This is a genomic window from Microbacterium sp. NPDC090225, from assembly GCF_044772365.1.
Lineage (GTDB): Bacteria > Actinomycetota > Actinomycetes > Actinomycetales > Microbacteriaceae > Microbacterium.
In genome coordinates this window covers 2566922-2580417 of the sequence record NZ_JBIVYS010000001.1, presented here as the reverse complement: position 1 = coordinate 2580417, position 13496 = coordinate 2566922, and the positions used below count along the sequence as shown (strand labels likewise).

The following is a 13496-nucleotide window of genomic DNA, read 5'->3' as shown; positions in this document are numbered from 1 at the left end:
CGTAGTCAGACCCCCTCTGCAGGCCCCCAGCCCTGGGTTGCTGAGCCTGTCGAAGCATTCCAGGGCGGCCCTTCGTCTCGCTTCGCTCGCTCAGGAACCGGTTCCTGAGCGAGGGGCCAGCGACGAGACGAAGGGCGACTAGCGGGTCGAGCGCGCGTGCTGGGTCTCGCCGCGCAGCACGACCGTGCGGGCGGGCTGGGCGTCGCCCGCGATCCGCTCGAGCAGCATGCGCGCGGCCGTCACCCCCATGTGCCGTGCGGGCAGGCGCACGAGGCTCACGGCCGTCGGCGACAGCGTCGTGAACGGCAGCGAACCCACCACGGCGACGCCGATCTGCGGCGGGGTGAGCCCGCGTTCGGTGAGCACCTGGATCGCACCGACGCCGATGAGGTTGTTACCGGCGACGACGGCATCCGGCGGTTCGGGGAGCGCCAACAGCTCCTCCATCGCCGCCCGCGCCCCGTCGACCCGGAACGTCGCGAACCGTTGCAGCGCCGCGATGTCGGTCTCGCGCCCGGCATCCGTCAATGCCTGTCGCCACCCGGCCGCGCGATCGGCGGCGGTGTCGATGTCCTCCGGCCCGCCGATGTAGGCGATGCGGCGGTAGCCGGCGGCGATCATCGACTCGGTCGCCGCGACGCCCGCCTCGCGGTTCGCCATCACGACGCCGTCGAGGTCGTAGCGCGTGGCACGGTCGACGGCGACCACGGGGCGACCGGTCGCGAGGATGCTGTCAAGGTTCGTCGCGTCAGATGCTGCGGCGATGATGACGCCCGACATGTGCTCGGCGATCGCGATCTGCAGGTAGGTCGACTCCTTCGCCGGCTGCGAGTCGGAATTGCAGAGTACGACCGAGTACCCGGACTCGCTGGCAACGTCTTCGACGCCGCGCGCCATCTCGGTGAAGTACGGGTTCTCGATATCGGGGATGACGAGCGCGATCACCTCGGAGGTCTGCGTGCGCAGGCTGCGGGCGGCGCGGTTGGGCGTGAAGTCCAGATCGGCGGCGGCGCGCCGCACGGCCTCGACCTTCTCGGGCGAGACCTTGGTGCCGTTGAACACGCGCGAGACAGTCGCGGGCGACACCCCGGCGCGCGAAGCGACGTCGTAGATCGTGGTCATGTCCCGCCCTCTGCTGCCCGGATGCTTCACCCTATCGCCGGTCGCGCGCATCCTCCTCGGCGGTCGTCGCGATGTGGTGCTGCAGGCGTGCGTACACGTCGTCGAGACGGGCGCGCCCGGCGTCGTCGAGGGCCGGCAGCGGCGACCGGCAGTCGCCGAGCGACAGAGCGGATGCCGTGCCGCCGAGGTACTTCGCGGCGCCGAAGACGCCGACCTCGACCATCGCCTCGACCGTGTCGTTGATGCGCACCTGCACCGCGCGCGCCCCGGCGAGGTCGCCCGCCTCGAACCGGCGGCGGAGCGACAGGAAGAGGTCGATCTGCAGTGCGACGGTCGTGCCGATCGCACCCCGCGCGCCGATCGACAGTGCCGGCAGGTAGAACTCGTCGAAGCCGTTGATGAGCGTCTGGTGGGGGTAGCGGTGCAGGATGCGCTCGGCGCCGTAGAGGTTGCGCGAGGTGTGCTTGACGCCGATCACCTGCGGAAGGGCGAGAAGTTCGTCGAAACCACCCTCCGAGATGTCGCGACCGGTGAACTGCGGGATGTTGTAGAGCACGAACGGCAGGTCGACGGCGTCGATCACGGTGCGGAAGTGCCGCACGACGTCGTCCGTGGAGTAGCCGTAGTAGAGCGGCGGGATCATCGAGATCGCGCCGACCCCGGTATCCTTCGCGGCCCGCGCGATGCGCACCGCCTCGCCGGTCGACATCGCGCCCACGTGCGAGACGACCGGCACGCGCCCGGCGGCGGCAGCGACGGCGGTCTCGGCCACCGCGATGCGCTCGGCCTCCGAGAGCAGCACGCCCTCCCCCGACGAGCCGCACACGTAGACGCCCTCGACGCCCCGGCGGATGTCGCCATCGAGCATCGCGGCGAGCGCCTCGTGATCGACGCTCTCGTCGGAGCGCATCGGGGTGACCGCGGCCATGAAGAGCCGTGTGCCCAGCAGGTCGTTCACCATGCCGTCCACCCTCCGTCGACGACGACGTTCGACCCGGTCATGTAGGTCGAGGCGTCGGAGGCGAGGAAGACCAGGGCGCCGTTGAACTCGTTCGCCTCGGCCATGCGCCCGATCGGCATGCGCGCGGTGTAGTTGGCCTGGAAGGTCGCGTCCTGCGTGTCGCGGCGCACGCCCGAGGGCGTGAGCGTGTTGACGCGGATGCCGGCGCGCCCCCAGTACGTCGCGCAATAGCGGGTGAGGTTGTACAGCCCCGACTTCGCGGCCGAGTACGCGACCGGCTTGATGAAGGGGATGCCGGTCTGCTCGGCCTTGTAGGCGTAGATGTCCTGCACCGGCGAGACCATCCCGTAGATCGATCCGACATTGACGATCGAGCCGCCGAGTCCGGCGTCGCGCATCCGACGACCGGCCGCCTGGGTCACGAGGAAGGTGCCGACGAGGTTGGTGTCGACCACCTCGCGGAAGACCTCGGCGGGGAACTGCTCGAACGGACCCGAGACCTCCGGCGGCGCGCTGGGCTGGGTGTCGACGCCCGCGTTGTTGACGACGACGGTCGGCACGCCCCAGGTCTCCAGGACCCTGTCGAATCCGGCGTCCACGCTCTGCTGGTCGGTGATGTCCATCGCGACCGCGAGCAGGCGGCCCTCGGGGTCGGCGATGCCGAGTTCCGCCGACGGGTCGGCAACATCACGGCGGGAGGTGACGGCCACACGCGCACCGCGCCCGTGCAGTTCGCGCACGAACTCGGCGCCGATCTGGCCGAAGCCGCCGGTGACGACCACCACCTTGTCGCGCACGGAGAACAGCGGGTCGAATCCTTCAGACATGTCTTTCGATACTCCAGGTTGCAGGGCGCTCAGCCCTTGACGGATCCGGCGGTCAGGCCCGACACGATGCCGCGCTGCGCCCACAGGAAGAAGATGATGGCGGGCAGGGCGAACAGCAGGGCGCAGAACATCACGACGTTCATCGGCGTGTAGAACTGGCCGAGGAACGACGACAGACCCACGGATGCCGGCCACAGATCGCTCGACGAGATGAACGTGTTCGCGAACATGAACTCGTTCCAGCCGTCGAAGAACGCGATGACCGAGGCGGCGGCGAGGCTCGGCATGATCAGCGGCAGCACGATCGTGGTGAGGATGCGCAGGCGGGAGCATCCGTCGATGCGCGCCGACTCCTCGATCTCGTAGGGGATCTTGTCGATGCCGCTCTTGATGATGAACATCGCCACCGGCATCACGAACGCGGTGTCGGCGAGCACGAGGCCCCAGTGGCTGTTGAGCAGCCCGGCGCCGGCGAAGATCGCGTACAGCGGCACGATGATCAGCGCTTCGGGCAGCATCTGGGTGCTGAAGAAGATGAACCCCGCGACGCCGCGGCCGTGGAACTTGTAGCGACTGAGCGCGTAGGCGGCCATGGTCGCCAGCACGAGGCTGAGGATGGTGGTGCCCGCGGCGATCACGAAGGAGTTGCCGAGCCAGCGGAAGATCGGGATGTCGGCGAGGAATCCGCCCCACTGGCCGATGTTCTGCACCTCGGGCACGAGCGGCTGCGATCCGCCGTACAGCGACGCCTCGGTGCCGAGAGAGGTCGACAGCATCCAGTAGACGGGGAAGCCGGCGAACACGACGAGCAGGGTGATCAGCGCGGCCTTGCCGAGGCTGCCGAACTTGGCGGCGACGCCGCGGCGGCGCGGGAGGTCGGTGGGGATGCGCACGGTGGTCATCGCTGGCTCTCCTGACGTTCCTGGATCTGCTCGACGATGAAGTACACGACCGTGACCAGCAGCGAGAGCACGAGGCCGAGGGCGCCGATCGCGGCGGCCCGCCCGAGGTTCTGGTCCTGGAAGGCGGTGCGGTAGACGTTCACCACGAGCGTGTTGGTGACGTCGAGCGGTCCGCCGCCGGTGATGAGGAAGATGATCTCGAAGCGCCGGATCGACCAGATCGTCATGAGCAGGGTGATGACGCGGACGGTCGGCATGATGTGCGGGAGGGTGACCGCGCGGAACGACTGGAAGCGCGTCGCGCCGTCGACCCAGGTCGCCTCGCGCAGCTCGTGCGGCACGCTCTGCAGCGCACTGAGCATCACGAGCATGACGAGCGGGGTGAGCTTCCAGACCGTCGCGAGCGTGACGGCGAACAGCCCGTACTGAGGATCGACGAGCCAGCCGTGCTGCCCGAGCCCCAGCGCGCTGGTGGTGCGGTTCAGGATGCCCTGCTCGTTGTTGTAGATCCACACGAAGATGAGGGCGGCGGCGACCGTCGGCACGGCCCACGGGATCGTCGCGATCGCGCGGATGATGCCCCGGCCCTTGAACGCGGTGTTCAGCAGCAGGGCCCCGGCGGTGCCGATCGCGACCGAGAACACGACGGTGAAGAGCGTGTAGAGCAGCGTGGTGGCGACCGACGACCAGAACTTGTCGCTCGAGAGCAGGTACTCGTAGTTCTCGAGACCGACCGGGCGTCCACCCGAGGGGTTCACGAGCTTGGTCGCCGTGAACGACAGCAGCACGCCGCGGATCAGCGGGAAGACCGTGAAGATCGCCAGGTACGCGATCGCCGGGAAGAGGAAGAGGTAGGCGCCGTTGCGCTCGATGAAGCGCGAGATCGCGCCGCTGTCGCGGCGGCGCCTCGGCGGTGAGGCAGGGGGCGCGGTGTGCGGCGCCTCGAGCGTGGGGGTGGCCATGGCCGGGTGTCCTTTCGCGTCTCGCGGGGATGACCGAGGGGCGGGCGGCGGGGGGAGAACCGCCCGCCCCTCGGGGTGCTCAGCCGAGTTCGGCTTCGAGGGTCTCCTGCACCTCGGCGAGCTTGGCCTTCACGTCGCCGCCGTTGACCCGCAGGTCTTCGACCGCCGTGAGCACCTCGCGCCAGATGACCTTGCTCTCGGTCTCGAAGCCCTCGACGAGCGTCGACTTCGAGGTCTTCGCGGCCTCGAGGAACTGCGTCGCCCACGGGTTCGCCTCGAGGAACGCGGCATCCGGCTCGACGTCGGTCGCCATGGCCGAGGCACCGAGGCCCGCACGGATCGCGGTCTGGCCCTCTTCGCTGAGCACCCAGCGCACGAAGTCCTTCGCGGCCTCCTTGTTGTCGCTGTTCGCGTTGACCGCGATGATCAGCTGCGAGTTCGAGCCGGGGTTCGCGAGCGGCAGCGGCGCCGCACCCATGTTCTGGCCGTTCACGGCGTTGTCGGGGTTGCTCGTGATCGTCGTCGCGACGCCCGAGTTCTCGAACAGCATCCCGACCTGGCCCTGGCCGAACTTCGCACGGAACGTCGACGCGTCGTCGCCGATCGGGGCGACGCCCGAGGCGAAGGTCTCGAGGAACGCCTCGACGGCCTCGACGTTCTCGGCCTTATCGATCGTCAGCTCGTCGCCGTCGCTGAGCTCGCCGCCGAATCCGTAGATCCAGTTGGCCATCTCGAGCGTCCAGCCGTCGATCTCGGCGGTCTGGTGGCGACCCGCCCAGCCGGCGATGCCCAGCTCGTCCTTGATGGTCTGCGCGGTGGTGAGGAACTCCTCGAACGTGGTCGGCACCTCGAGTCCGAGCTGCGCGAAGATGTCCTTGTTGTAGATGACGGTGCTGTAGGTCGGGCGCTCCCAGTTGAAGCCGTACTGCCCGCCGTCGAAGACGCCCGCCTCGTTGGTGTTGTTGAGGTCGTCGCCGAGCTCGTCGGCGATGTCGTCGAGAGGCTCGAGCACGCCGGCATCCACCAGCGAGGCGAACTGGCTGTCCTGCAGCACCATGACGTCGGGGCCGCCGCCGGCACCGAGTTCGGTGCTGAGCTTGTCGGCGTAGTTCGCGAACGGGATCTCGACCTTGGTGAGCTCGATGTCGTCGTTCGGTCCGGTGTATCCCTTGACGGCGTCCCAGATGATGGGCCCCTTGCCGTCTTCGAGGAACTGCCAGTTGGAGAACGTCAGCTCTCCGCCGGCGCTTCCGGCATCGCTGTCTCCGCCGGATGCGCAGCCGGCGAGGGCGAGCGCGGCGACGGCGGCGAGACCGGTGATCCGCAGCATGCGAGCGCGGGGGGACGGGTGTGCGGGATTCAACTTCACTGTTCACTCCTTTGGGCAGCAAGCTCTCTGCGACGATGCAGCCGACTTCTCACCCGGGTGTGTGTGAAATCGGTTTCATAAAGATAACTTCGTAGTCTTCACTCTGTCAAGCACCAAATGGTTACGCAACCTCGGCATGAGAAAGAACCTCCGGAAATGACGGATGCCGCGAGGCTGAGCCCCGCGGCATCCGTCATTTCCGAACTCAGGCGAGCCAGGCCGGGGCACGTCCGCGGAGGACTCCACGGTCGACCGAGAAGCGTCCGGCACCCGTGAAGGCGATCGCCAGCGCTGCGGCTCCGAGCAGGGCGACGAACTCGTACCCGCCCTCGCCGACCCAGAAGCCCGAGGGCAAGTGCACGAGCAAGAGCGCCACCACCATGTCGACGGCCAGCAGGATGCCGGCGAGGCGCGTGAAGAGACCGAGCACGAGCATTGCCCCGCCGATCAGCTCGAGGAAGGCGACGAAGGGGGCCGCGATCTCGGGCAGCGGCACGCCCATCCCGGCGAAGCTCTGTGTGGTTCCGGCGAGCGTGTACTCGAAGATCTTCTGCGCACCGTGGGCGAAGAAGATGCCGCCGACGACGACGCGGAGGACGAGGAGTCCCCATGCGGTCGCGGCGGAATTGTGGGCGGTGGTGTTCGTCATGAGGAGGCCTTCCTTCGTGGCAGGACACCGCGCGCCAGGCGCGGAGCGGGCGGGGGCACCCGTCTTCGACGCTAGGAAGGCCACCTTTCGGTTTCCTGTGGGCGGGGCCCGCAGGCAAGGCTCAGGGACCCAATTCCTCAGGCCCATACGGCAGGGCCCCTTGACAGGCTCAGGGACGCAGTGGTGAGGCCACCCCACTGGGTCGCTGAGCCTGTCGAAGCGTCCCGAACCGAGAAACCTCAGCGGTGCGCGGCGACCACCTCGGCGACGGCGGTGCGCTCGGCCTCGGTCGGCTCCGCGATCGCCATGCGGCAGTACGCGTCGACCACGTCGAGCACGCGGTACGCCTCCTTCATGCGCGCCATGTCGCCGCCGATGAGGGACACCACGTCGTCGACGGCGGTCTGGGCGGCGGCGATCGCTCCCGCGTCACCCGAGCGACCGGCATCCGCCAGGGCGCGGAACGGCTTCGGCGTCACCGACGAGACGCCCGAGACGACGCCCTGCGCCCCGGCACCGACGGCGGCGATCAGGTCGCGGTCGGCTCCCGTGTACAGGTCGAAATCGGCGGGCACTACCGCGCGGTACGCGGCGATCTCGTCGAGCGACAGCTCGCTGAGCTTCGCCCCGACCACGTTCGGCAGCTCGGCGAGGCGCACGAGCAGTTCGGGCGAGACCGTGTTGCCGCTGCGCGCCGGGTAGATGTAGACGTACAGGCGTCCGTCGCCCACGGCATCCGACACGGCCTGGAAGTAGTCGAAGATCGCGTCGTCGGTCGACTTCAGGTAGTACGGCGTGAGGGCGGCGAACTCGGTGGCGCCGAGCCCGCGGGCGATCTCGACCAGACGCACGGCCTCGAAGGTGCTGGGCTGGCCGACGTGCACGATCACGCGCATGGTGCCGGCGAGCTCGGCGATCGCCGCGCCGACGAGGGAGCGGAACTCCTCGACGTCGACCGCGGGGAACTCCCCCGTCGTGCCCAGGATGAACGCGCCCTCGTTGCCCGACTGCCCGACGAAGCGGAAGATCGCGCGCGACCCCTCCAGGTCGAGGCTGCCGTCGCGGTGGAACGCGGTGGGGACGGCGGTCAGGATGTCGTAGCGGGTCACTTCTCGTTCTCCTTGGAGTTCTTGCGCGCCTTGCGCAGCGCGCGGGGGGATGTGTCGACGTTGCGCACGGTGGACGTGAGCAGGTCGGGGTTGGCGGCGAGTTCGTCGTGCGCCTTCTCGATCTGCCGGCGGCTCTCCTCGTCGAGGATCGAGTCCTCGAGCGAGGTGCGCTCGGCGCGCGGCTTGCGGGCCGCACGGATCGCGGGCATCACGATCGAGAGCACGGCGAGGGCGAGCAGCACGATCGCGATCGGGCTGACGACCTCGAAGAACGGGCGCGTCGGGAGGATCGCGAGGGTGCGGGCGAGGTTCTCCTCGGCGAGCGGGCCGAGGAGCAGGCCGAGCACGACGGGCCCGGCCGGCACCTGCATGCGCTTGAGCAGCACGCCCACCACGCCGAACACGAGCATCGTGACGACGGTCGACAGGCTGTTCGAGGTCGCGTAGGTGCCGATGATGCAGAAGATCAGGATGCCGCTCCACAGGTACGGCTGCGGCACGTCGAGCAGCTTCACCATGCCCTTCATGCGGATGAGGCTGAGCACGAGCGAGAGGATCGTGGCGACGAGCATGATGCCGACGATCGACACGACGAGGTCGGGGCGGTTGGTGAACAGCGTCGGGCCGGGGGTGATGCCCCAGATGATCATCGAGCCGATCATCACCGCCATCACGGAGTCGCCGGGGATGCCGAGCGCCATCGTGGTCGTGAGCGATCCGCCGAGCGTCGCGCTGGAGGCGGTGTCGGATGCCGCGACGCCCTCGATCGAGCCCTTGCCGAACATCTCGGGGTGCTTCGACGCCTTGCGCGCCCGCTCCCATCCGATGAGGCCGGCGATGTCGCCACCGGCAGCCGGGATGAGCCCGACGCCGAGGCCGACGGCACCGCCGACCGCGGTCGCGCGACCGGACTGCGTGAGCTCCGAGCGGTTGGGCCACCAGCGGCCGAGGCTCGAGATGGGGCGCACGTTCGACTTCTTGTGCGTGAGCAGCTGGTCGAACAGTTCGGCGATGCCGAAGAGGCCGATGATGACGGCGATGAAGTTGACGCCCTCGACGAGTTCGAGCACCCCGAAGGTGAAGCGCTGATCGGCGGTCGCGGCGTACGTGCCGACGCTGCCGAGCATGAGACCGAACAGACCCGCGAGGATGCCCTTGAGCATCGACTTCGATGAGATGCCGATCATGATCGAGATGCCGAAGACCACGAGGGCGAACAGCTCGGGCGACTTGAAGTAGTCACGGGCGAAGCTGGCGATCGGCACGGCGGCGACCGAGAACAGCACGAGCGAGGCGAGGATGCCGACGGCCGAGACGATCGCCGAGATCGTGAGCGCGAGTCCGGCCCTGCCCTGCTTCGCCATCGGATACCCGTCGAGGGTGGTGGCGATGGATGCCGGGGTACCGGGGGTGTTGATGAGGATCGACGGCACCCGGTCGCCGAAGTTCGCGGCGACGTAGATCGTGAGCAGCACGGCGAGGCCCTGCACGGGCTCGAGGGTCATCGTGAAGCCGGCGGCGAGGGCGACCGCCATGGTCGCGGTGATGCCGGGGAAGGCTCCGACCATGAAGCCGAGCACGAGGCCGACGAGCATGTAGAGCAGGATCGAGATGTCGAGGAGCGAGTTCAGCCCCTCCATGAGCGCGTTCACAGGGGAATCCTCAGGAGCATCCCGAACACGACGTAGACGAACGCCGTGACGGAGGCGGAGTAGATGACGAGGCTCAGCCAGCGGCGGTGGCCGTAGAGGAGCATGAGGGCGGCCATCAGCACGGCGGCCGCGACCGGGAACACCTCGATGCGGTAGCCGAACAGGATGACCGTGCCGAGCGACCAGAGGGCGATGAACGCGCCGGTGATCGCGAGCGTGGCGATGACGCGCAGGTAGCCGCCGGGCTGGATGCGCTCGAGGTCTTCGCGGGTGGGCGCCGGGCGGGTGAGGGCGATGGCGAGGATCGCGATCGCGACGACCACGCCCGTGACGCCGATGACGAGGGGCCAGAAGCGGGCGTCGATCTGCCCGGGGGCGGCCTCGCGGCGCAGCGGGATCTGCGTGGAGAGGAAGAGGTAGCCCGCGGTGAAGGCGAGGGCGACGACGCCGAACGCGATCTCGAGGCCCCGCGAGGCGGGTGCGCCCTCGTACTCGTCCTCGGATGCCGCGTCGGCGGCGATGTCGGGGGTCGACATGGGTTCTCCTTCGTTGGAGGGGTGCGCTGCGGGGCCGACGGACGCCGGCCCCGCAGGAGTGCTCTCAGCCCAGGAGGTCCTGGAACAGCGTGAACTGGTCGTCGACGTACGTCGTCCACTCGGCCGAGTCACGGTAGACGACGAGGTTGCCGGCATCCGCCTGGAACTGCTGGTAGGTGTCGGACTCGACGGCCTCCTTGACGGCGGCCTCGAGCGTCTCCTTCACATCGTCGGGCAGACCCTTCGGCGCGTAGATGCCGCCCCAGCCACCGAACACGACGTCGTCGCCGATGGCCTCTTCGACCGTCTCGACGTCTTCGGCGTCGGGGTGGCGCTCGTCGTTCATGACGGCGAGGATGCGCACGGCATCGCCCTGCGCGAGCGCCTCGCCGAGTCCGGAGACGGCGGCGACGGTCTCACCGGATGCCGCGGCAGCGACGGCGGTCGCGCCGCCGTCGTACGGGACGGGGGTGAAGTCGGCGTCGGTCGCGGAGCCGAGGCCGACGGTCGCGGCCTCCCAGATCGAGCCGGCGCCGGAGTTGGCGACGGTGACGGGGCCGGCCTGCGCCTGGGCGACGAGGTCTTCGAGGGTCTCGATGCCGCTGTTCGCGCCGACCGTGATGACGCCGGGGGCGAGCATGATCTGGCCGAGCAGGTCGAAGTCCTCGGGCAGCACGTTGGCGCCCTGCGTGGTGTTGAGCATGGCGATCTCGACCGGAGCGAAGCCGATCACGTAGCCGTCGGCGTCCTGCGAACCGACGTACTCCATGGCCAGGGCGCCGGCTGCGCCGGGCATGTTCTCGGGGATGACGCTGACGCCGAGGATCTTCTCGAGCTCGGTCGCGAGGGCGCGCGACGACAGGTCGGATCCACCGCCCGGGTTGGCCTGGATGATCAGGCGGATGTCCTTCTCGGGGAATGCCGACGCGGCATCTTCGCCCTCTTCGACCTTGGTGCAGGCCGAGACGACGAGAGCGGTGGCTGCGAGGGCGGCGAGTGCGGCGGCCGCCCGGGTGATGCGCTTGCGGGGCATCTTTGCTCCTCTACGTGGGTCGACCGTGTTGTCGACACCGTGAGGCTAACAGTGTTGACTGTTAACAGTCAACACTGGGCGCGAGGATCGGGCTCCCGCGCCCGTCGGGAACAACGGATGCCGCGGCTCAGACGCGGTCGGAGATCTCGGCGAGCATCCGGTCACGGGCGCCGTCGAGATGGGCTGCCAGAACAGCGGATGCCTCGTCGGGGGTGCCGGTGCGCATGACGTCCATGAGCGTGAAGTGGTCGCCCGAGGACTCGTGCAGGTCTTCGTCGTGGTTGATCGTGACCTCGAGCAGCGCGGCGAAGGTCGGGAGGTACTGACTCCACGCCCCCTCGAGCCGCGGGTGGTCGGCGAGCGCGTAGATCTGGGAGTGGAAGTCGAGGTCGGCCGCCACGAAAGCTGCGTGATCACCGGCATCCGCGGCCGCGCCCATGCGCCCGACCGCCGCCGCCATCGGCGCCCACCGCGAGGCGTCGTCGACGCGCATCGCTCGCGAGAGGGCGAGCTGTTCGAGTGCGCCGCGCAGGCTGTAGAGCTGGTCGACGTCGTCTTTCGTGAGCCCTACGATGTAGACGCCGCGCGGACGCTGCACCTCGACGAGGTTCTCGAAGCTGAGCTGCGTGAGCGCGTCGCGGATCGGACCGCGGCTCACGTCGAACTCCTCGGCGAGCGCCTCTTCGGTGATGCGAGTGCCGGGCGCGAGATCTCCGCGCACGATGCGCTGTCGCAGCACACGCGCGACCTGGGCCCCGAGCGACTCCGCCCGCTTGACGATCTGTGTCACGCCGACCTCCTGTTAACAGTTGACAGGATACACAGGTGGATGCGGTGCGGGCCCTGCGACGCTTCGACAGGCTCAGCGACCCAGGGCGGTGACGCACGACTGGGTCCCTGAGCCTGTCGAGGGGCCCCACGCCGAGAAGCTCAGCCGCGGTTCTCGCGCGGGTTCCAGAGCACCACTTCGGTGGACCGGCGGATGCGGCGGCCCGAGGGCATCGGCACCACACCGGCGGAACCGGCGGCGAACACGCGCACGCCGGGGCGGTTCTCGCGTTCGGCGCGGAGAGACGCCTCGAGTTCGGTGACCCGTCGGCGGAGCATCCGATTCTCGTCCTCGAGGTCGAGCAGTCGGGCGATCGCCGGCAGGCTCATCCCCTCGGACGACAGCTGGGCGACCTCACGGAGCTGCTCGATGTCGCGATGCGAGTACCGGCGAGAACCGCCGCGCGTGCGGCCGGGGGTGACCAGGCCGATGCGGTCGTACTGGCGCAGCGTCTGCGGGTGCATGCCCGCGAGCTCGGCCGCGACGGCGATCGCGAAGACCGGGGTGTCAGCGTCCATCCGACACCCCCGTCCTCGCGCACGAAGAGCGGATGCTCGTCATCGCCGCGCCTTCGCCATGAGCTCGGCGCGGGGGTTCTCGGTCGGCTCCAGGGCCTGGAACTTCTCGAGCGCCTCGCGCGCCGCCTCGTCGAGGTGCGTCGGCACGGCCACCTGCAGTTCGGCGAGCAGATCGCCGGTGCCCTTGCCTGTCGTGACGCCGCGGCCCTTGACCCGCAGCACCCGCCCGGAGGGGGTGCCGGGGGCGACCCGGAGCTTGACGACGTCTCCGCTCAGCGTGGGGACCTCGATGGTCGCGCCGAGCGTCGCCTCGGTGAAGGTGACCGGCACGACGACGCGCAGGTTGAGACCGTCGCGGGTGAAGACGGGGTGCGGGCGCACCGTGATCTGCACCACGATGTCACCGCTCTCGCCTCCGTCCGGCGAGGGTCGACCTCGGCCACGCAGACGGATCTTCTGCCCGTCGGCGACCCCGGCCGGGATCTTCACCTTGAACGGCTTGCCGTCGTCGCCCTGCAGGGAGATCGTCTCTCCCTGCACGGCGGTGACGAAGTCGAGAGTCGTGCGGGCGGTGACGTCGGCACCGCGCTGCGGGCCGCCGAAGCCGCGGAATCCGCCGCTCGTCTGCCCGAAGCGCCCGTTGCCGAAGCCTCCCCCGCCCTGACCCTGGTTGAACATCGCGAAGATGTCCTCGAAGTCGGCGGACTGCCCGCGACCTCCCTGGCCGAAGCGGCTGAAGACGTCTTCGAATCCGCCGGCGCCCGAGCCACCCGCCGTGAAGCGGGCGCCCGAGCCCATGGCGCGGATCTCGTCGTACTCCTTGCGCTGCTCGGCATCCGAGAGAACCGAGTAGGCCTCGCTGATCTCCTTGAAGGTCGCCTCTGCCTTGGCGTCACCCTGGTTGGAGTCCGGGTGGTACTTCCGGGCCAGCTTGCGGTACGCCTTCTTGAGGTCGGCCTCGCTGACATCCTTGGCGACCCCGAGGGTCTTGTAGAAGTCCTTGTCGAACCAATCCTGGCTAGCCATC

General features: G+C 69.0%; 14 protein-coding genes. All 14 read right to left on the bottom strand.

Annotation, left to right across the window (positions count from 1 at the left end; genetic code table 11):
- Positions 1–138: 138 nt before the first annotated feature.
- The 14 genes from ACIQTT_RS12365 to ACIQTT_RS12300 all read right to left on the bottom strand — a co-directional run bounded on the left by ACIQTT_RS12365 (position 139) and on the right by ACIQTT_RS12300 (position 13495).
- On the bottom strand, positions 139–1122 hold the full coding sequence (locus ACIQTT_RS12365; protein ID WP_402790251.1) for a LacI family DNA-binding transcriptional regulator: 984 nt from the start codon (positions 1120–1122) through the stop codon (positions 139–141).
- A 31-nt stretch (positions 1123–1153) separates the two neighbouring features.
- The gene (locus tag ACIQTT_RS12360) at positions 1154–2083 is read right to left on the bottom strand and encodes a dihydrodipicolinate synthase family protein (protein ID WP_402790248.1); all 930 of its coding nucleotides are present in this window, start codon (positions 2081–2083) and stop codon (positions 1154–1156) included.
- Positions 2077–2910, bottom strand: a complete 834-nt coding sequence (locus ACIQTT_RS12355; protein ID WP_402790245.1) for an SDR family oxidoreductase — start codon at positions 2908–2910, stop codon at positions 2077–2079. The genes ACIQTT_RS12360 and ACIQTT_RS12355 overlap by 7 nt, the downstream gene beginning before the upstream one ends.
- 29 nt (positions 2911–2939) lie before the next feature.
- Positions 2940–3812 carry a carbohydrate ABC transporter permease gene (locus ACIQTT_RS12350; RefSeq protein WP_402790242.1) on the bottom strand — a complete coding sequence of 291 codons (873 nt, stop codon included), beginning with the start codon at positions 3810–3812 and terminating at the stop codon, positions 2940–2942.
- Positions 3809–4774 carry a carbohydrate ABC transporter permease gene (locus tag ACIQTT_RS12345; RefSeq protein WP_402790239.1) on the bottom strand — a complete coding sequence of 322 codons (966 nt, stop codon included), beginning with the start codon at positions 4772–4774 and terminating at the stop codon, positions 3809–3811. The genes ACIQTT_RS12350 and ACIQTT_RS12345 overlap by 4 nt, the downstream gene beginning before the upstream one ends.
- A gap of 79 nt (positions 4775–4853) precedes the next feature.
- Complete coding sequence (locus tag ACIQTT_RS12340) at positions 4854–6143, bottom strand: ABC transporter substrate-binding protein (protein WP_402790236.1); 1290 nt, start codon at positions 6141–6143, stop codon at positions 4854–4856.
- A gap of 205 nt (positions 6144–6348) precedes the next feature.
- On the bottom strand, positions 6349–6792 hold the full coding sequence (locus tag ACIQTT_RS12335) for a DoxX family protein (protein ID WP_402790233.1): 444 nt from the start codon (positions 6790–6792) through the stop codon (positions 6349–6351).
- A 239-nt stretch (positions 6793–7031) separates the two neighbouring features.
- Positions 7032–7901 carry a dihydrodipicolinate synthase family protein gene (locus ACIQTT_RS12330; protein ID WP_402790230.1) on the bottom strand — a complete coding sequence of 290 codons (870 nt, stop codon included), beginning with the start codon at positions 7899–7901 and terminating at the stop codon, positions 7032–7034.
- Positions 7898–9553 carry a tripartite tricarboxylate transporter permease gene (locus ACIQTT_RS12325; RefSeq protein ID WP_402790227.1) on the bottom strand — a complete coding sequence of 552 codons (1656 nt, stop codon included), beginning with the start codon at positions 9551–9553 and terminating at the stop codon, positions 7898–7900. Before ACIQTT_RS12325 ends, ACIQTT_RS12330 begins: the two co-directional genes overlap by 4 nt.
- Positions 9550–10089 (bottom strand): tripartite tricarboxylate transporter TctB family protein, encoded by a 540-nt coding sequence (locus tag ACIQTT_RS12320; protein WP_402790224.1) that lies wholly within the window; start codon positions 10087–10089, stop codon positions 9550–9552. Before ACIQTT_RS12320 ends, ACIQTT_RS12325 begins: the two co-directional genes overlap by 4 nt.
- Positions 10090–10153: 64 nt before the next feature.
- Entirely contained in the window at positions 10154–11122 is a 969-nt protein-coding gene (locus tag ACIQTT_RS12315) for a tripartite tricarboxylate transporter substrate binding protein (RefSeq protein WP_402790221.1), read from the bottom strand.
- 127 nt (positions 11123–11249) lie between these two features.
- Positions 11250–11912: a GntR family transcriptional regulator gene (locus ACIQTT_RS12310; RefSeq protein WP_402790218.1), complete on the bottom strand. Its 663-nt coding sequence runs from the start codon at positions 11910–11912 to the stop codon at positions 11250–11252.
- A 140-nt stretch (positions 11913–12052) separates the two neighbouring features.
- Complete coding sequence (locus ACIQTT_RS12305) at positions 12053–12469, bottom strand: heat shock protein transcriptional repressor HspR (RefSeq protein WP_402790214.1); 417 nt, start codon at positions 12467–12469, stop codon at positions 12053–12055.
- A 39-nt stretch (positions 12470–12508) separates the two neighbouring features.
- Complete coding sequence (locus ACIQTT_RS12300; RefSeq protein ID WP_402790212.1) at positions 12509–13495, bottom strand: DnaJ C-terminal domain-containing protein; 987 nt, start codon at positions 13493–13495, stop codon at positions 12509–12511.
- Position 13496 lies beyond the last annotated feature (1 nt).